Below are 17481 nucleotides of genomic sequence, written 5' to 3' on the forward strand. Positions count from 1 at the left end.
GCGAACCCTGGCGAATAGTCGCCAGCCCTATGACACCGGGCTACTGTCAACTCAGCCGAGAACCTGGGGGCTTAGACGTGACCGGACAGACCAACACCCGCCTGGCAGACCTCTTCGGTCTCGCCGGCTGGTCAAAGGGCGAACTCGCGAGGCTGGTGAACCGGCAGGCGGCGGCCATGGGCCACCCACAGCTGGCGACCGACACCTCCCGGGTGCGGCGGTGGATCGACCTGGGGGAAACCCCTCGCGATCCGGTTCCCCGGGTGCTGGCAGCGCTGTTCACCGAGCGACTCGGCCGTGTCGTGACCATCGAGGACCTCGGGTTCGTACGACGCGGTGGTGCCGGGAGACGGCAGAACGTCAGGAAGACCGACAACCCTGACGGGCTGCCCTGGGCGCCCGAGCGTACGGCAGCGGTCCTCACCGAATTCACGGGAATGGACCTCATGCTCAACCGACGCGGCATGGTGGGCGCGGGAGCCGCGCTCGCCGCCGGCTCCGTACTCACCAGCGCCATGCACGACTGGCTGCACACCGACCCCGCACGTCCGTCCGCCGCCCCCCGCCGGGCCGATCCCCCGCACGCCGACCCCGCCGGGTTCGACCGCTACGAGGCAGCGCCCATCGGCTCCCAGGAGATCGAGGCGCTGGAGCGCTCGGTCGAGGTCTTCCGGGCCTGGGACGCGGCGCGCGGGGGCGGACTCCAGCGCAAGGCCGTCGTGGGCCAGCTCAACGAGGTGGGCGGCATGCTCGCCTACCACCACCCCGACCACCTCCAGCGTCGTCTCTGGGGCGTCGCCGCCAACCTGGCGGTGCTCGCCGGCTGGATGTCCCACGACGTCGGCCTCGAACCGACCGCCCAGAAGTACTTCGTGATCGCGGCTCACGCGGCACGCGAGGGCGGCGACCGGCCGCGGGCCGGGGAAGCGCTGTCCCGGGCCGCCCGGCAGATGCTCCACCTCGGCCGGCCCGACGACGCGCTCGACCTGATGAAACTGGCCAAGTCCGGTTCGGGCGACGAGGTGCTGCCGCGTACCCAGGCGATGCTCCACACCATCGAGGCATGGGCCCAGGCGTCCATGGGCAAGGGCCAGGCCATGCGCCGCACCCTCGGTGAGGCCGAGGACCTCTTCGTCTCGGACAAGGCGAGCGTGCCGCCGCCGAGCTGGATGCAGAACTTCGACGACGCCGACATGCACGGCATGCAGGCCCTGGCCTACCGCACCCTCGCGGAACACGACCCCGCCGCCGCCGTACCGGCGCAGCGCCACGCCAAGCTGGCGCTCGAACTCCGGCGCAACGGCCACAACCGCTCGAAGCTCTTCGACTACATCTCGCTCGCCTCGGCCTGCTTCATCGCCGACGACCCGGAGCAGGCCGACCGTTACGCCCGGCTCGCCCTGGTGTCGATGGGGGACACCTCCTCACACCGCACCTGGGACCGGCTGCGCGAGATGTACCGGCTGACCGGCCAGTACGCCGGCTACTCGAAGATCGAGGACCTGCGAGAGGAGATCGCCCTCGCCCTGCCCACACCCACCGACGGAAAGCCGGGGGCCCGCACGATCTGACGACGGCCATGGCACGCACGGCGGGCACAGGCCCACCGCACGGCCGGCCTCGATGGACGCGCACGCTCCGGCCGAGGGTCCAAGGCGGATTGCCGCCCCTGCCGACCGCGGCTTCGCCGCCCGTGCCCGACGTGGCCCCGACGGTGTCGTGTCCACGGTCGCCGACAGCGAGACGCCCGATGCCCGTGCGACCAGGTGTCGACTCCACCGCAGGGCACGCTCGCCCGCCGTCGGCCCCTACCCGCCGACCCTGACCGCCATCACACAGGCGTCGTCCTCGCGCGGCGTCTCGCCGAACGACTCGACCACCGACCGTACGCAGTCCTGCGCGTCCCGGGCTTCCGCCAGCCGGGGCGCCAGCTCCAGCAGACGCCGCGTACCCGAATCGTCCGGATGACTGCCGCGGGTCAACCCGTCGGTGTGCAGCAGGAGAAGGTCTCCCGGGAGCAGCCGGATGTCGGCCTCCCCGTAGGAGGCTCCGGTCGTCGCGCCGAGCAGCACGCCGTCCGGCCGGGGCAGTACCCGCCCCGTCCCGTCGCGGAAGAGCAGCGGGGCGGGGTGCCCCGCCTGCGCCCAGGAGAGCACTTGGCGCGACGGGTCATAGCGGCAGCACATCGCGCTGCCCAGCGCCGGCTGCCCGGAGGTCTCGAGCAGGCGGTTGAGGTGTTCCATCAGCGCCCCCGGACGAATCCCGGCGACGGCCATGCCACGCAGCGCGCCGAGGAGCATCGCCATGGCGGACGTGGCCGACACGCCGTGCCCCGTGAGGTCACCGACCGTCAGCAGCGCGTCCCCGTCGGGAAGCGCCAGCGCGTCGTACCAGTCGCCGCCGATCAGACCGGTGCTCGCCGCCGGCAGGTAGTGTCCGGACACGTCGAGCGGCGCCCCGGGACCGTCATGGGCGAAGCTCAGCGAACCGCGCCACGGCGGGAGTACGGCCTCCTGCAGCTCGACGGCGACACGCCGCTCGGTGTGCTCCAGATGGCGTCGGTGCCGGAGGGAGTCGCGGGATTCGCGGACCGCGCGCTCGCTGCGGCGCAACTCGCTGACGTCGCGTAACACGGCCCACATGGAGGCGGTGCACCCGTCGGCGTCGAGGACGGGCTCCCCCGTCATGTGCAGTGTGCGTACCCGGCCGTCGGTGCGAACGATCCGGAACTCGCCGTCGATCGGTTTTCCGTCGATGAGACAGTCGGTCACCATCGCCTGGAGGACGGATTCGTCCTCGGCGAAGACCAGGGACGGAAGTTCGTCGAGCGACATCGGGCCGCTCTCCTGCGTGCGGCCGAAGATCTGGTACAGCTCCGGCGACCAGCTGACCTCGTCGGTCAGCAGGTTCCACTCGGCGCTGCCGACCCGGCTGAGCAGCGAACCGGCACGGGCCCGCGCGACGCGGGGAGCGCCACCGCCGTACGCGGCCCCGGGCGTGGCCGGAGGGTCGTCGGGCAGACCGGCCCGGAGCTGGTCGAGATGGGCGCCGAGGTCGTCGAGTTGATGCACGGCCAGATCGCACAGCGCGCGCTGCCAGCGGTTCTGCGGGTCGTCCTCGTCCAGGACGGAGTCCCGGCGTACGGCGTCCACGTCTCCGCGCAGACGGCGCGTCTGTGAGATCAACGCGTCCACGGTGCCGGGCTCCGGCGGGTGGGCGGGACGATCCGCGAAGAGAGGGGACGGCATGTCGTACTCCGATACAGGCGCGGCGCGACCGAATGTGGAACAAGGCCCGGTAAAGACTGTTGCACAGGCGACGAGAGGCCGTAAGCGATTTGGCGACACTCGATACGGTGGTGCTGAGGGCATATGCCGGAGGCCCGCCGGGTATCGGCCGTCGCCGGAGTAACGGTACGTGCCCGTAGGAAGGTTACGGTGCTGCTGTGGCGAGCAACGAGGTGCACGAGGTGGGAACGGCGCTGCTGCTGGCGGCGGCGCCGGCGGGACGCGGACGGGCGGTGGACGCGGCGTCGGTGCTGCCCGCGCTGGCGGCGGTACCGCCCGGCGCGCTGACCGGCACAAAGACGGCGACGGTCGTGGAACTGGCCGACCCGCTGGACCCGCAGACCGTGCTGACCCGGCTTCGCACCGCGGCGATGTCGCCGGGGCCGCTGGCGGTCTACCTGGCGGGCCAGCTCCACCTCGACCGCCGCCAGCATCTGCCCCACCTGGCACTGGCCCGGACCACCGCCACCACCCTGCGCTACACCGGGCTGCCGTGGCACTGGCTCGCCGGCGAACTCGCCGCACGGCGGCCGGGCACGACGACCGTGGTGGTGGACCTGGTCGCGGAGGCGGACCTGTGGCGGCGGCTCCGCGACACGCCCGGCCTCCTCGGGATCGGCTCCGGCCCGCTGCTCTACGGGCGTGTCGTCCCGGCACCGCGGCGCGGCGGGCCGGTCACGCCGGAATACCTCCGCGCCTTCGCGACGATCTGGCGCACGGGCGCCCGGCCCTCGCTCGCCACGCTCCACGAGGAGGCGGCGGCCCGGACGGCCGAGCCGGACGTGCTGCTGCTCACGCCCGGCGGACCACCGGCGCGACCGCCCGCGTCGGCTCCGGGTCCGCTCCCTGCCGCCGCGCCGGGCCGGGTGGCCGGAGTGCCGGACCCGGGACGGCCCCCCCTGACGGCCGGCGTGACGTCCCCGGCGGGGAACGGGCCGGCGGACGGCGGCACCGGGCGCCCCCGGGCCGCCTCGGCCTCGCCGCACGGGTCCTTCACACTCCTGGAGGCACCGCCCACCGCGATCCTCCGGAGCGCTCCCCGGACACCCCGTCACGGCACCGGTCCCGCCTGCCCGCCGGACACCGGCCGGCCCGCCCCCGGGGAACCGGCCGGCACGGCTGCCGCGCCGGGGTCGGCCCAGGGCGCGGCTCCGCTGACCGCCCTGCGCGTGCCGCGCTCCGGACGCCCGTCGGGCGCCGCGCCGGAGGCCGGACCCATGGAGTCGGACGGTGCCCCGGGGCCGGTGGAGGCCGCGGACGGCTCGGCCGGAGACGGGTCCGGTGCCCGCGGCCCCGGGACGCCGGTCGCGGCGGCGGAGCCCACGCCCGTGCCGCGGCCGCCGACGCCACCCGTCCCGTCCGGACCGGTGACCTCCGCACCCGGGGGTTCCACGGCCCGGCCGCCGTCCCCGCCGGTGTCCGTACCCGTTCCGCCCGCGCCGTCGGCACCCCCGCGCCCGCCCTACCCCGTGTCCGCGTCCCCGGGAACGGATTCGCCTGCCGTCCCGATGTCCCCGGCCGGTCCGGCGGGGCGTCGGGCCGACATCAGCGGGCGCCCCGCCGGGCCGCCGGGGCCCCCCACCACCGGAGCGCGTCCGGCGGTCGCCCGGCAGCCGGCCGCCCCCGCCGCGTACGACCCGCACCCCGCGATCCTCGCCGCGGCGCAGGCGGGCCGGCACGGGGAGGCGGTGGCGGTGGCGGCGGCATGGGAGCAGGAGGCGCTGCGCCGCTGCGGGGCGCGCTCACAGGAAGCGGTGCACTGGATGGAGGTGCGGGCCGATCTCGCGCGGCTCGCCGGCGATCCCGCCCGCAGCTGCGAGCTGTGGATCACCGCTGCCCGGGCCCGCCTGGAGCTGCGCCAGGGGCCGGAGGACCCCGACGTGGAGGGCGCCGTCGACCGTGCGCATCACCAGTGGGAGCAGATCGAGGACATGCTCCGGGCACGGGAGGCGGCGCCCGCGCTCGTCGAACTGCGCGAACTCGTCCCCGGCCGGAAGGCCGGCGCGCTGGCGGCGATCCGGCGCAGGCTGCGCTGACGCCCCCTCGCGAGGGTTCGAAAGGTCCCGCACCGCCCCGGTGTTCCGGTGCGGCTGCCATGATCGGGGTATGGCTACCTCCTCCGCGTCGGCCGCGGAACACCGCGCCACGGCGACCGTCGTCACCGAGCGGTTGCTGCTGCGGCCGGTCCGTTCCGGCGACGTGCCGGCCGTCACGCGGCTGTGGACCGACCCCGAGGTGCGGCGGCACCTGGGCGGACCCGTCGCCGCGCAGGTCGTACGGATCCGGCAGCGGCGCGTCGTCGGCGCGCCGGGTGTCCACGCGGTCGTGCGGGCCGCGGACGGAGCGTTGCTCGGGCTGGTGACCGTGGAGCCGGAAGCGCGGAACGGGGAGACCGAGGTCTCCTACCAGTTCCTACCCGAGCACTGGGGGCAGGGGTACGCCCGGGAGGCGGTCGCCGCCGCCGTGGCCCGGGCGCTGGAGGACACGCCCGGGGTCGTGGCGGTGACACAGGAGGCGAACCACCGGTCGCGACGGCTCCTGGAAGCCGTCGGTCTGACCCATGCCAAGTCCTTCGTGGAGTTCGACGCCCACCAGGTGCTCTACCGCAGGCGAGTCTGACGACCGGTGGGTCCCGCTCCCTCGCGGCTCTTTCAGCGCACCTTCTCGCCCGCCGCGAGACGTGCCACCATCCGCTCCAGGCGGTCCGCCCGGCCCTTCGGCGTGCGTGCCTGCCACAGGCGCAGGATCACCATGTACTGGTCCGTCCTGCCGAGCGTCTCGTAGAAGGTCCGCGCCCGCTCGTCCGCCGCCAGCGCGGCCGCCAGGTCGTCCGGCACGGTCGCCTCGGCCTGGGAGGGGTAGGCCGAGGACCAGCGCCCGTCGTCCTTCGCCGCCTGGACCTCCCTGAGCCCCGGTCCGCGCATCCGGCCCGCCGCCTCGAGCGCCTCGACCTTGCGGACGTTCACCATCGACCACAGGCTCCGTGCCCGGCGCGGAGTGTACTTCTGGAAGTAGTAGACCCCGTCACCGCCCTTGCGGGTCGCGTCGATCCAGCCATAGCAGAGCATGCAGTCGAGCACTTCCGGAATCGTCAGCGACTCGCCCCCCTTGCCCTTCTTGGCGATCCGCAGCCAGACGCCGGGCGTGTCGGCATGGTGGCTTTCCAGCCACGCCTCCAGCTCTTCGGCCTTCGTGGCGGTGATGAGTTCGAGCCCCTCGTACTGCTCCACGGGACGAGTCCCCCTCTGTTCGTCGTGCATCGTCGGAACGGCTGATCACCAATCTATTCACACGGGTCCGCGCCCGGTCGTGACTTCTCGTCAACGGGCCGCTCCAGACGCTCCGGTAGGCCGCGAACGGGGCTCGGGCGGAGATGCGGTGGCCGGCGGAGGAGGCGGGCCGATCCCGGGGAGCGAGGCCGTGCGGTGGGCTGGAGTTCGGCGCACCACCCTCGTCGGCGGCCTCGTCGCCTACCGGGGCCCGGCCGTCCTGGTCGGCACATGGGGGCGAATTCCGGCCGCCGGTGCGCAGGGCGGGGGAAAGGCGGGACCGGGCCCGTCGCCGCACGGACCCGCCGAAGGCGTCGGCCGGGAACGCGGGAAGCCCCCGGAAGGATTCCTTCCGGGGGCTTCGCGCGAGTGACGTCAGTACGCCGGGGCCAACTTCGGGTTCGGTCCGTGGGCGTTCTCCTGCTGGTCACCTTCGCTCGCGCAGAACACCACGAGGACGATGAAGCCGACGAGCGGGATCAGACCGATGAGCATCCACCAGCCCGAGCGGCCCGTGTCGTGCAGGCGACGGGCGGTGACCGCCAGGCTCGGGATGAGGATCGCCAGGAAGTAGATGGTGCCCAGCAGCTGCATGCCGATCGCGCTGTCGACGATCGACAGGACGACCGAGGCGATGAAGCTGAACAGCACGAACATCCAGAATTCCTTGCGGCGCGCACGGCCGCTGAATACCGCGTACTTCTTGAGAACGTCGAGGTACCAGTTCACTTTGTCCCCCCAAGGACTGGGAATGCGAGCGGGAGCCTGTCCCTGTGGAGCAAGCTTACGCAGAACTTATGTGGCCGAAACTGCGTGGGTCAATTCGTTACCTAGTGGTGGCCGTTGAGGCATGGTGTGCGCCGTTTTGCGTAGAGCGTCGAGGGTGGGGCGAATCCGCGCGGAGAGGGGCGCCGCCTCCTCGCGGAGAGGATGCGGCGCCGCGGGGGGAGAGGTTTCCGGTCGTCAGCCCGACTTGCCCGACTTGCTCATGAGGAGGCCGCCCGCCGTGAGGGCGAAGAGACAGACGCACGCGCCGGTGATGACGTTGCTCAGGATCGCGCCGGTGCCGGCGTCCCGGGAGACCACCCAGGGCGAGACGATGAGCCACGCGCCGAGCAGCAGGACGACGAAGTTCAGGTCCTGGGAGCGGGCGGGGGCCATCGACATGCACAGGCCCAGGCCGGCGAGGGCGATGCCGACGATGAGGTTGCTGATCGCGAGTTCGGGTTTGGCGGCTGCGAAGTGAACCGTCCATGCGGAGACCGCGGCGTAGATGCCGGCGAGGATCACCAGCTCTTCGACCGCCGCGACACCTCGGGTCTGGAGTACACGTGAGTAGCGCTCGCGCATTTCCGATGCGTCGGGGTGTCCCGAGATATCACCAGGACGGTGAGAGACGTCGGCCATGCGACTCGCCTCCTTCTGGCGTCGTGCGCGTCAGTCCGCGCTTGCGGTAAGTGCACCGCGGTTTCATTGTGCGCTTATTTGGTCTTTATGTGTAGGTCTGTCCGGTATGGGATCCGTACAGAATGTGGCCGCCGAATATGAGGGGAACCGCCAAAGCGGGGGACGGTTCACGGCGCTCCGGCCCCGTCCCCGCCGGGCGCCGGCCGTTCCGTACGCCGACCGACGCCCGCCTTCTCCCGGGAACTCTCAGCCCGCGGCGGGGCGCGTGTACCGGTGAGTGATGATCTCCATGTTGTGTCCGTCCGGGTCGGCGAAGTAGGCGCCCCGGCCGCCGAAGAGGTGGTTCACCCGGCCCGCCTCGGTGTGGTGCGGATCCGCGAAGTACGTCACCCCGGCCGCCTCCAGCCGGGCGATCATGGTGTCGAAATCCCCCTCCGGCACCAGGAAGGCGAAGTGCTGGGGGACGAGGGTGAGTTCCGGATCCTCGTAGAAGTCGAGGGTCACCCGGTTGGCGAGGTCCAGGGGTACGAACGGGCCGAAGGGGGCGCCGACCTCCACGCCCAGGATCGTGGCGAGGAACAGCGCTGACCGGTGCTTGTCACGGGCGTGCACGACGGTGTGGTCGAGCGTGACGGACATCAGGGAGGGCCTTTCGAACGGCATGCGCCGGGCCGGCCCGGAGGCCCACCTCCGGCGCACACGGGATGTCTTCAGGATCGGGAAGCCCACCGGACCTGTTTCCCGGGCCGGGGCCCTCGCGTGCGGACACGGCACGCACGGAGGGCGGACGGGGGGCCTCGGGCCCGCCCCGCGGCGGTCACGACACGGCCGGGTGCCCTGTTCGATCACGGCTCACGGCCGACCCGGCAGTCATGACGATCATGCTATCCGCCGATTGTCGCGCCGTGCAATCGTGCGGGACGGGCCTGGCGCGCTGCCGACGGGACGGGCCCGGCATCCCGGCGTAGCCTGGGAAGTGGCCTCGGGGATGCTCATGTCCCACCCACCGCCGGGAGGTGGATGCCCTATGAGCGGAATCGTGTCCAGGAGCTTCGACTCCGCGGATGAGACCCGCCCGTTCGAGGACGGGAAGGGGCGGCTGGACCTCCTGACCACCCAACTCGGCGCCGTCGGCCGTGCCGTGTTCGAACCGGGCTGGAAGTGGTCCGAGCACGTCAAGCCGATCGCCGGCACCGAAAGCTGCCAGGCGTCCCACGTCGGATACGTCGTCAGCGGACGGATGAAGGTCGTCATGGACGACGGCGAGTCGGCCGAACTCGGTCCGGGCGACTTCATGGCCGTGACGCCGGGTCACGACGCGTGGGTCCTCGGGGACGAACCCTGCGTGGCCCTGGACTGGGCGGGCTTCGGCGACTACGCCGTACGCCCGGACGCCTGACCCGGAGTACCACCCGACCCGGGGGTGCCGCCTGCCCGGGGCTCGCCTCGCAGGCGGCGCACGGAGCGGCTCCCGCCGAAGCCGAGGTGGCGCCTGCGCCACCACAATGAGTCCGGTGCCGGTTCCCCGAGGGGCGGGGGGCCGCCTCACGGGTCGCGGAACACGCCGCGGGGCCCCTGTCCGGAGGGCCGGCCCGCGCGGAAAGACGCCGCTCATCAGGGGCGTTGGCCTGTTATCGTCGCCGGCATGCCCGAACTCGTCGCTCCCACGGCACGTCTCCACGCCTCGTGGCTCGAAGCCCACGCCGAGTGGCTCCCCGGAGCCCACCAGGACGGTGCGGGGATGCGGCTGGCCCAGGAGGACGCCTTCGCCGCCCCGGAGGTCTTCGCCTCCTGGGTGGGCCGCCTGCGGGAACAGTCCGACCCCGCCCGGCCGCTCGCGGAGGGCTGGGTGCGCGCCACGCACTGGTGGATCGTCGAGGACGGTGCGTACATGGGCGCCGTCGACCTGCGTCACTGGCTCAACGACTTCCTGCTGCGGGCCGGCGGGCACGTCGGCTACAGCGTCCGCCCCTCCGCCCGCCGGCGCGGCCTCGCGACGTGGGCGCTGGGCGCGGTGCTGCCCGAGGCCCGCGCCTTGGGGCTCGAACGGATCCTGGTGACCTGCGACGACGACAACATCGCCTCCGCGCGCACCATCGAGCGCAACGGCGGCGTCCTGGAGGACACGCGCCGGACGGAGATCGGCCTGAAGCGTCGTTACTGGATCGCGCTGTGACGCCCGCGGCGGCCGAGGGCTTCGCACACTCCGGATGCGGCACGGCGCGTCCACCGCGCCGGTGCTCACGTCCCTACGCGCGGTGTCGCCTCGCCGGGTGACCCGCCGAGGGACCGGATGATCGCGTCGCTGAAGGGCTCGAGGTCGGCCGGCCGCCGCGAGGTGATCAACGGGAATCCGCCCGCGTCGTCGACGACGACACTGCGGTCCTGCCAGGTGCCGCCCGCGTTCGTCAGGTCCGCGCGGAGAGACGGGTACGAGGTCAGCCGCCGCCCCCGGACCAGACCGCTGTCGACGAGCAGCCAGGGCCCGTGGCAGATGGCGGCGACCGTCCGGCCGGCGTCGGCGAACTCCGTGACCAGCCGCTGGGCCACCACGTCGGTGCGCAGTCGGTCCGCGTTGAGGGTGCCGCCCGGCACGACGACCGCGTCGAACAAGTCCGCGGACAGCTCCGTATAGGCGCCGTCGGGGATCACCGTGTCGCCCGGCCGCCGGTCCGACACCAGGGTCCGGACCGGCTCGTCCTTCTGGGCGGCGACAGTGACCCGGGCACCGGCCGCGTGCAGCGTGGCGACCGGCTGCTCCAGTTCGTCCTGCTCGGTGCCGTAGTTCGTCGTGATCACGAGGACCCGTCTGCCGTCGAAGGACACGGCCGTCTCCTCTCGTCGCCGGACTTCCATCATCCCGCGAGTCACCCCGTGGCGCGGTTCCAGACCGGGACGCCGCGGACCATGCCGGGCGGAGGCCGCACGGAGCCAGGTCGGCCGCCGGGCTCAGCCCGCGCGGAAGCCGACCGTCCCGTCCGGAAGCACCGCCTCCACCTCGGTGCCGTGCTCGACGGTGCGGCTGACGGTGCAGAACTTCTCATGGGTGAGCCGCACCGCGCGGGCGAAGACCTCCGCCGCCCGGGGGTTGCTCTCGGGCAGTACGAACTCGTAACTGACCCTGATCCGGCCCAGCCTGCCCGGGTCCTCCGACTCGGTGGCCGACTCCACGACGATGCGCAGCTCCTCGTGGTCCACTGCCCGTGCCGTGCGGTCCACCACCATGCCGCCGCAGCCGCCCATCGCCGCCAGCAGGAGTTCGACGGGGCTGAACGAGGGCTGCACGTCCGGATCGTCGGCCGCCCCGATCCGCACCTCCGCGCCGCGGTCGTTCCGTGCGGTCCAGCTCCGGTAGCCCTCGCGGACTGTCTCGATGCGGTACTCGGCCATGGCGGCGGTTCTCCTTCGCGTGCGGGGACGGTGCGGTCGACCGTGCCACGCCACCCGGCCGGCTCCGCACCGCCGAGCGGGCGAGCCGGTCCGGCGCGTACGACGGCTCGGGTACATGATCGCCCGCCGGTACGGCGGTGGACGGGTGAACGGCCGGACGAGAAGAACCGAAGCGCCGAGCTGCCGAGGGAGAGGGAGCGCGCGGCGCCACCGGGACGGTGGGCGTGCCGGGGAGGACGCGTCGGATATCCGAGTAGCGGGCACGGGTGGTCTGAGTACCCCGGCGCATGCCGAGCCGTGGCTCCCGCCGGTCGAATAGGGCCATGATCTCGCGCGACCGGCACCAGCACCGCATACGGCACATCACCGCCACCGGCACGGCACTGGCCGCGGCCCTCGGCCCGCTGCTCGTGGGCGTGCTGCTCGCCAGGTTGGTCGGCGCCGACCCCACGACCCCGGTGAACGCGCTGATCGCCGGCGGCGGGCAGCGAGCCCGGATCTCCCGCGAGCAGATCCGCGGCTGCGGCGACCGGGTGCTGCGCCGGACGGCGGGTGCCGGCGCCCGGACCACGCGGTCGCCGCGCTCCGCGGGGACCCGCCCCACCGTGCCGTCGCGCCGGTGTGGTGCCGACCGCGGCTTCTCCGGACGGTCGGGGTCCGCGTGACCCCGCGCCGTATCGGCAGGCCGGCCGGCGGCCTCTTCGACGGCCGGCGCCGCCCCCACACGCGTGGCGCACGGACTCCTTCCGCACTGCCTCTTGTGGTGTTCGGGACGACTGCCTACTTTCGAGTAACTCGCCTTCTCCGTCGAGGTGGAGGGGCCGTCAGTCCGCGAAAGGACCTCGGATGTCCGCTGCCCGGAACCGCGGCGCGCGCCGCCTCCTGCTCGGAGCGCTCGTCACCGTGGCCGCGCTCGCCCTGGGCGTCGTCGGCGGGGGAGCGACCCTGGCCGCCGCACCCTTCGGCGCCCCGCCGTCCGGCCGGGCCGCCCCGCTCCGCACGGTGTCCGTGTCCCCCGCCACCACCGGCCTGCGCCAGGTGATGTTCGTCGGGAACAACTGGGACGGTACCGCCGACGTCATCGAGGCGACCGGCGCCTTCCGGAGGATCGGCCGCGTCGACGTCGTGCCCGACCGGGTCAGCCGGCTGTGGGAGATATCCCTCAACCCCGTCAAGCTCGCCTACTTCCTCGGCGTCCGCCACGGGCCCGGCGAAGGACACGATCAGTTCGTCGACGACATGTACTCCACGCCGGACGGCACGGCCATGGTCGTATCCCGCCCCAGCTTCGCCGACGTCGTCTCGATCGACCTGCGCACCGGAGCAATCAACTGGCGTTTCCCCGTGGCTGGTTACCGTTCCGACCACATGGCCGTCTCGCCCGACGGCACCCGTGTCGCCGTCTCGGCCTCCACCGCCGGCAAGGTCCATGTCCTCGACATCACCACCGGCCGGGAGCTCGGCTCCTTCGGCACCGGCGACACACCGCACGAGAACGTCTTCAGCGCCGACGGCCGGTACCTGTGGAACATGTCCATCGGCGAGGTCACCACCGCCCTCGACACGCCGTTCTGGGACTGGACCAAGGGTGACCGGCGCATCACCGTCGTCGACGCACGCACCTTCGAGCGGGTACGCGTCATCGACATGCGCGACCGGCTCGACGCCTTCGGCCGCAAGGACCTCTCCGACGCCGTCCGGCCCGTGGCCTTCACACCCGACGAGTCCACCCTCTACTTCCAGGTTTCCTTCTTCAACGGCTTCCTCGAGTACGACGTCACCACCGACCGCATCACCCGCCTCAAGAGCCTCCCGCGGAACCCGGCCACCGACCCGGACCGCACCACCTGGGTCAACGACTCCCGCCACCACGGCCTGTCGATGAGTCCCGACGGCAAGCGGCTCTGCGTCGCGGCCACCATGGACGACTACGCCACCGTCGTCGACCGGGCCACCCTCACCGAGGGCCCGCTCGTGGACGCCGACAAGCCCTATTGGGCGACCGTCAGCGGCGACGGCCGCGCCTGCGTCATCTCGGAGAGCGGCGCCGACCGGGTCACCGCCATCGACTTCGCCACCGGCAGGCCCGTCGCGTCCGTCGCCGTAGGGGACCACCCGCAGCGCGTCCGCCTCGCGCACGTCCCCGACGGCTGGACCGGGCCCGCCGGGGGATGAGACCGCCCCGCCACCGGCGGCGTCGGACGACGTGCCGCACGTGTACCGGGCGCCGTGGCGGGCAGCCTCCCTGCCGTGAACCACGACGAACCGGTGTCCGGACCGGCGCCCGAGCCACAGATCCGCTGGACGCCGTTCACCGCCGAGGACGAGGCGCGGCACCGCCAGGACTTCCTGGCGGGAACGGTCCACGTGACCGCCGCCGGGCTCATGACGCCGGACAACGGCACGGGCCCCGGACCCCCGTGCCCCGTGCTCGTCCTCCACGTCCACGAGGACGAGCGCACGTTCGCCGTCGTCCCACAGCTGCGCGAGGCATTCGACCTCCTCGACACGTACGGCGCCGTGGACCTTCACACCCGGACCGACATCGCCACCGGCTGGTCCGGTATGGGAGGTCAGGACCCTCTGGTCAAGCTCCAGTTGCGCTTCCTCGGCCCGCGACCGGTACCGGGCACCGGCCAACTGGTCGTCCCCGCCCGGCGCCACGCCGCCCTGTGGCAGCACGTCGTGGACGGCGGACTGATCGGCATCAGCTCCTCCCGGCGGATGGAGCGCGCCGCCGCCGGCGGCCACGCGACCTTCGCCGACGGCATCGGCGCCTGCGTCCTGCTGGCCACCGGCGCCTCGCCGGTCCTCGAACGGTTCATCGAGGGCTACGACTGGCCCCGCGGTCCCCGCCCCACGCCTCCCTGACCCGTGTGATCACGGAGTCCGCGTCGGAGCCGGCCCGGATGGTGCCGTCCGCCGGGGTGCGCGGCCCGTTCGCCCGCGCACCCCGGTCGGGTCGTCAGGCCGCCGGCGGAACCCGCGACGGCCGGCCGGAACCACGCGTCAGGGAGTAGCCGCCGATGCCGGCGAGCGCACCGAGCAGGCCGCCGACCGCTGTCCAGACCCAGCGGTCGGACCACCAGCCCGAGGACCAGCCGTCCTCGGGCGCCCGCGCCTCGACCGCCGACGGCCGCGCGTCGGCGGCCTCGGCCGCCTCCGCGGTGGTCGCACCCGGCACCAGGGGCGCCGCGAGCGAGCCGCCGCCCGCGTACGCGCCGCCCTTCTCCGCGGACACCGCGCCGACCTGCGCGGTGAACGGCTGGCCGAGGTCCTCCTCGGGAAGGCCGGTGACCGTCAGCCGGACGTAGTAGCTGCCGGGCAGCGGGTCGTCGTCCCAGGTCTCGGCCCAGGGCCGCACCGTACGCAGGGTGCAGGACAGCTCCACGGACGCCGCCTCGCGGGCCGCCGTCCGCGCCTGCGCCCCGTACACGCAGGGCTGCCGGCGGCGCAGCCCGTCGTAGACGTCGACCCGCCAGGTCGACGCGCCGTGGCGCAGCGACGCCTCGGGCAGGGTGACCGTGGCCCGTACCGTCGGCCGCTGCCCGGTGTCGGCCGGGAACACCCAGTACAGGTAGTCACCCGTGGAGGCGCTCGCCGTGGCCTGACTCCCCTGCCGGAACGCGGCCGCGTCACGGAAACCGGTGCCCGCCCGGGTGGGGCCCGCGGCTGCCTCCGCGCTCGCGCTGCCGGACGGTGTGGGAGAGTCGGCCGGGGCCGGCCCGGCGGCACCGAGCAGGGCGGAGCCCGCCAGCAGTGCGGTGGTCAGGGCGCGTACGGTACGCATCAGTTGCTCCTCCAGACGGCGACGCGCCAGCGGGACAGCCAGCCCCACAGGAGCCCGCCCACGAAACCGGCCAGTACGAGTACGCCCAGCAGCCACCAGCCGCGGCCGAGCCCGAAGGCGGCCACGTCGGAGGCACCGTCGGCCGCGTCGACGAGGCCCACGGTCAGCTCGACCGGCATGCCCGGTGTCGTCTTCACCGACGCGGGAGCGGAGAAGGAGTTGCTGACCTGCAGGCAGACCGTCTCGGCCGCGGGCTTCGCGTCCCCGTCGACGTCGTCCGCCGGAGGCTTCGGGTAGCGCAGGCCGGTCGAGATCACGTCCGTCCGGCCGTCACCGGCTTCCGAGCCCCGGACGATCTCCCTGCCGTGCACGGTCACCGCGCGGAGCAGGACGCCGTAGTCGTTGTCGACCGCGCGGTCCGCGGACACGCTCACGGAGGCCCGCAGCTCCTGTCCCGGCAGCACGTCCACCCGGTACCAGCGGTGCTGGCCGAAGGTCTCGCGGTCGGTGTACAGGCCGGGCTCCAGCCGGGGCGCGTCCGCGCACCGGCCGGCGCCTTCGGTGGCGACCGGCGTGACGACCGGCTCGGCCGCGCGGTCGACCAGCTCCCGGACCCGTCCGGAGAGCTCCTCGGTGTGCTGGACCGAGGTGTACGTGCCGCCGGTCGCTTCGGCGATGCAGGTGAGCTGCTGCCGGGTCTTGGCGTCCGGCACCAGCCCGAGGGTGTCGATCGTCAGATGGATGCCCTTGGCGGCGATCTCCCGCGCCACCTCACAGGGGTCGAGCGGGGCGCAGGTGTCCTCGCCGTCGGTGATGAGCACGATCCGGCGGGTGGCCTCACCGCCTTCGAGGTCCTTCGCGGCCCCGAGCAGAGCGGGACCGATCGGTGTCCAGCCGGTGGGAGTCAGGGTGGCGACGGCCGTCTTCGCCTCGGTCCGGTCGAGCGGGCCGACCGGATAGAGCTGCCGGGTGTCCTTGCAGCCCTGTTGGCGGTCCTGCCCGGGATAGTCGGCTCCGAGGGTCCGTATGCCGAGCCGTACCTCTTCGGGCACGGCGTCCAGTACCTCGTTGAACGCCTGCTTGGCGGCGGCCATCCGGGACTGGCCGTCGATGTCGCGGGCCCGCATCGAGCCGCTCACGTCGAGTACCAGCTCGACCTTGGGGGATTCCTTGGCCACCGGTTCGTCGGCGGCGGCGTGGGTCGGGACGAGCCCGACGGCCAGTGCGGCGAGCAGGGCACCGGCCCGGGTCGCCAGCCGTTTTCTCGTGATCATTGGCGGATCGTATGGAGGATCTACCGACAATCCAAAACGGCCTCGTGACCGCCCTGCTGGGGGACCGTCAGCAGCGGTCGCCGGAGACCACTGCGGGAGTCGCGCCCACCTCGCCGCCCCGGCTCAGGGCCCCGTCGACGCGCCCGGCCCGCGGCGAATTGCTCAGCGATGCTCGGGGTTGGGGAAGTCGGGCTTGCAGCCCGCGTCCCAGGCGGAGCGCTGGTTGCCGTGCGCCGGGATACCCCCCGCGCTCCTGATCAACGCCGCCAGATGCATCAGGTTCCACGCCATGAAGGCCGTGTTGCGGTTGGTGAAGTCGTTCTCCGGACCTCCGGAGCCGGCGTCGAGATACGACGGCCCGGGACCCGCCTCGCCGATCCAGCCGGCGTCCGCCTGCGGCGGGATCACGTATCCGAGATGCTGCAGGCTGTAGAGCACGTTCATCGCGCAGTGCTTGACGCCGTCCTCGTTCCCCGTGATCAGACAACCGCCGACCCGCCCGTAGTAGGCGTACTGGCCCTCGTGGTTGAGGATGCTGGAGCAGGCGTACAGGCGCTCGATCACCCGCTTCATCACCGAGCTGTTGTCGCCGAGCCAGATGGGACCGCACAACACCAGGATGTCCGCGGCCATGACCTGTTCGTACAGTTCCGGCCAGGCGTCCGTCGCCCAGCCGTGTTCGGTCATGTCCGGCCAGACGCCGGTCGCGATGTCGTGGTCGACGGCCCGCACCGTCGTGGTCGTCACGCCCTGCTGCTCCATCACGGCGCGACTGCGCTCGATCAGGCCCTCGGTGTTGCTGGTCTCCGGCGACCGCTTGAGCGTGCAGTTCACGTACAGGGCGCGCAGGTCGTCGTAGCGGTACGGAGTCGCGGGCATCGGCCGTCTCCTCATGGGGGTCGGATTCCCCCACAGCGTGCTGACACCGGGCGCGGCGGGCCACCCGGGACGGCCGAACGCGTGACACGGCGTGCCCGGGGCCGTCCCTCGGTGTCACCGTCGTTCCCGGTGCGTGTCCGGTGTCCCCGGTGTCCCCGGTGTCCACACCGGGACCGGCCTTCCGG

The 17481-nt window shown here is 73.0% G+C and carries 18 protein-coding genes; 8 read left to right on the forward strand and 10 right to left on the reverse strand.

The window, feature by feature from the left end:
• The first annotated feature begins 77 nt into the window (after positions 1-77).
• Complete coding sequence (locus OG393_RS31290; protein ID WP_327378068.1) at positions 78-1571, forward strand: DNA-binding protein NsdB; 1494 nt, start codon at positions 78-80, stop codon at positions 1569-1571.
• Positions 1572-1808: 237 nt separating this feature from the next.
• Here the strand turns inward: OG393_RS31290 and OG393_RS31295 are convergent, their stop codons facing one another.
• Positions 1809-3248 (reverse strand): PP2C family protein-serine/threonine phosphatase, encoded by a 1440-nt coding sequence (locus tag OG393_RS31295; protein ID WP_327378069.1) that lies wholly within the window; start codon positions 3246-3248, stop codon positions 1809-1811.
• Positions 3249-3445: 197 nt separating this feature from the next.
• Here OG393_RS31295 and OG393_RS31300 point away from each other — a divergent pair, with 197 nt between their 5' ends.
• On the forward strand, positions 3446-5323 hold the full coding sequence (locus OG393_RS31300; protein ID WP_327378070.1) for a hypothetical protein: 1878 nt from the start codon (positions 3446-3448) through the stop codon (positions 5321-5323).
• Between the two features lie 70 nt (positions 5324-5393).
• Positions 5394-5906 carry a GNAT family N-acetyltransferase gene (locus tag OG393_RS31305; protein ID WP_327378071.1) on the forward strand — a complete coding sequence of 171 codons (513 nt, stop codon included), beginning with the start codon at positions 5394-5396 and terminating at the stop codon, positions 5904-5906.
• 32 nt (positions 5907-5938) lie between these two features.
• Here OG393_RS31305 and OG393_RS31310 read toward each other — a convergent pair whose 3' ends face one another.
• The 4 genes from OG393_RS31310 to OG393_RS31325 all read right to left on the reverse strand — a co-directional run bounded on the left by OG393_RS31310 (position 5939) and on the right by OG393_RS31325 (position 8602).
• On the reverse strand, positions 5939-6517 hold the full coding sequence (locus tag OG393_RS31310; RefSeq protein ID WP_327378072.1) for a YdeI/OmpD-associated family protein: 579 nt from the start codon (positions 6515-6517) through the stop codon (positions 5939-5941).
• Positions 6518-6931: 414 nt separating this feature from the next.
• Positions 6932-7285 (reverse strand): DUF805 domain-containing protein, encoded by a 354-nt coding sequence (locus tag OG393_RS31315; protein WP_327378073.1) that lies wholly within the window; start codon positions 7283-7285, stop codon positions 6932-6934.
• A gap of 234 nt (positions 7286-7519) precedes the next feature.
• Complete coding sequence (locus OG393_RS31320; protein WP_327378075.1) at positions 7520-7963, reverse strand: SPW repeat protein; 444 nt, start codon at positions 7961-7963, stop codon at positions 7520-7522.
• 246 nt (positions 7964-8209) lie between these two features.
• Positions 8210-8602, reverse strand: coding sequence for a VOC family protein (locus OG393_RS31325; RefSeq protein ID WP_327378076.1), 393 nt, complete (start codon positions 8600-8602; stop codon positions 8210-8212).
• A 388-nt stretch (positions 8603-8990) separates the two neighbouring features.
• On the opposite strand from OG393_RS31325, the gene OG393_RS31330 reads away from it, so the two are divergent.
• Positions 8991-9362 carry a cupin domain-containing protein gene (locus OG393_RS31330; RefSeq protein WP_327378077.1) on the forward strand — a complete coding sequence of 124 codons (372 nt, stop codon included), beginning with the start codon at positions 8991-8993 and terminating at the stop codon, positions 9360-9362.
• Between the two features lie 246 nt (positions 9363-9608).
• Positions 9609-10139 carry a GNAT family N-acetyltransferase gene (locus OG393_RS31335; protein ID WP_327378078.1) on the forward strand — a complete coding sequence of 177 codons (531 nt, stop codon included), beginning with the start codon at positions 9609-9611 and terminating at the stop codon, positions 10137-10139.
• 65 nt (positions 10140-10204) lie between these two features.
• Here the strand turns inward: OG393_RS31335 and OG393_RS31340 are convergent, their stop codons facing one another.
• Together OG393_RS31340 and OG393_RS31345 are read right to left on the reverse strand one after the other, a co-directional pair.
• A complete protein-coding gene (locus OG393_RS31340) occupies positions 10205-10819 on the reverse strand; it encodes a type 1 glutamine amidotransferase domain-containing protein (protein WP_327378607.1) in 615 nt (204 codons plus the stop codon).
• Positions 10820-10912: 93 nt separating this feature from the next.
• A complete protein-coding gene (locus OG393_RS31345) occupies positions 10913-11353 on the reverse strand; it encodes an OsmC family protein (protein WP_327378079.1) in 441 nt (146 codons plus the stop codon).
• 323 nt (positions 11354-11676) lie between these two features.
• Between OG393_RS31345 and OG393_RS31350 the strand changes: the two genes are divergently transcribed.
• From OG393_RS31350 to OG393_RS31360, 3 genes are all read left to right on the forward strand, one after another.
• The gene (locus tag OG393_RS31350) at positions 11677-12018 is read left to right on the forward strand and encodes a hypothetical protein (RefSeq protein WP_327378080.1); all 342 of its coding nucleotides are present in this window, start codon (positions 11677-11679) and stop codon (positions 12016-12018) included.
• Between the two features lie 181 nt (positions 12019-12199).
• The gene (locus OG393_RS31355; RefSeq protein WP_327378081.1) at positions 12200-13528 is read left to right on the forward strand and encodes a YncE family protein; all 1329 of its coding nucleotides are present in this window, start codon (positions 12200-12202) and stop codon (positions 13526-13528) included.
• Positions 13529-13603: 75 nt separating this feature from the next.
• Complete coding sequence (locus OG393_RS31360) at positions 13604-14224, forward strand: hypothetical protein (protein WP_327378082.1); 621 nt, start codon at positions 13604-13606, stop codon at positions 14222-14224.
• A 94-nt stretch (positions 14225-14318) separates the two neighbouring features.
• On the opposite strand, the gene OG393_RS31365 is transcribed toward OG393_RS31360, so the two are convergent.
• From OG393_RS31365 to OG393_RS31375, 3 genes are all read right to left on the reverse strand, one after another.
• On the reverse strand, positions 14319-15143 hold the full coding sequence (locus OG393_RS31365; protein WP_327378083.1) for a hypothetical protein: 825 nt from the start codon (positions 15141-15143) through the stop codon (positions 14319-14321).
• Complete coding sequence (locus OG393_RS31370) at positions 15143-16417, reverse strand: VWA domain-containing protein (protein ID WP_327378085.1); 1275 nt, start codon at positions 16415-16417, stop codon at positions 15143-15145. The genes OG393_RS31365 and OG393_RS31370 overlap by 1 nt, the downstream gene beginning before the upstream one ends.
• Positions 16418-16579: 162 nt before the next feature.
• A complete protein-coding gene (locus OG393_RS31375; protein ID WP_442817382.1) occupies positions 16580-17296 on the reverse strand; it encodes a flavodoxin family protein in 717 nt (238 codons plus the stop codon).
• Between the last annotated feature and the right edge of the window lie 185 nt (positions 17297-17481).

Source organism: Streptomyces sp. NBC_01216, assembly GCF_035994945.1.
In the GTDB taxonomy this organism is placed as follows: domain Bacteria; phylum Actinomycetota; class Actinomycetes; order Streptomycetales; family Streptomycetaceae; genus Streptomyces.

Bases quoted from the DNA above. Each gene is read 5' to 3' on its own strand.
- OG393_RS31335 (WP_327378078.1), top strand. From the start codon at position 9,609: ATGCCCGAACTCGTCGCTCCCACGGCACGTCTCCACGCCTCGTGGCTC.
- OG393_RS31305 (WP_327378071.1), top strand. From the start codon at position 5,394: ATGGCTACCTCCTCCGCGTCGGCCGCGGAACACCGCGCCACGGCGACC.
- OG393_RS31375 (WP_442817382.1), bottom strand. From the start codon at position 17,296: ATGCCCGCGACTCCGTACCGCTACGACGACCTGCGCGCCCTGTACGTG.
- OG393_RS31295 (WP_327378069.1), bottom strand. From the start codon at position 3,248: ATGCCGTCCCCTCTCTTCGCGGATCGTCCCGCCCACCCGCCGGAGCCC.
- OG393_RS31325 (WP_327378076.1), bottom strand. From the start codon at position 8,602: ATGTCCGTCACGCTCGACCACACCGTCGTGCACGCCCGTGACAAGCAC.
- OG393_RS31350 (WP_327378080.1), top strand. From the start codon at position 11,677: ATGATCTCGCGCGACCGGCACCAGCACCGCATACGGCACATCACCGCC.
- OG393_RS31330 (WP_327378077.1), top strand. From the start codon at position 8,991: ATGAGCGGAATCGTGTCCAGGAGCTTCGACTCCGCGGATGAGACCCGC.
- OG393_RS31345 (WP_327378079.1), bottom strand. From the start codon at position 11,353: ATGGCCGAGTACCGCATCGAGACAGTCCGCGAGGGCTACCGGAGCTGG.
- OG393_RS31340 (WP_327378607.1), bottom strand. From the start codon at position 10,819: ATGGAAGTCCGGCGACGAGAGGAGACGGCCGTGTCCTTCGACGGCAGA.
- OG393_RS31355 (WP_327378081.1), top strand. From the start codon at position 12,200: ATGTCCGCTGCCCGGAACCGCGGCGCGCGCCGCCTCCTGCTCGGAGCG.
- OG393_RS31320 (WP_327378075.1), bottom strand. From the start codon at position 7,963: ATGGCCGACGTCTCTCACCGTCCTGGTGATATCTCGGGACACCCCGAC.
- OG393_RS31365 (WP_327378083.1), bottom strand. From the start codon at position 15,143: ATGCGTACCGTACGCGCCCTGACCACCGCACTGCTGGCGGGCTCCGCC.
- OG393_RS31370 (WP_327378085.1), bottom strand. From the start codon at position 16,417: ATGATCACGAGAAAACGGCTGGCGACCCGGGCCGGTGCCCTGCTCGCC.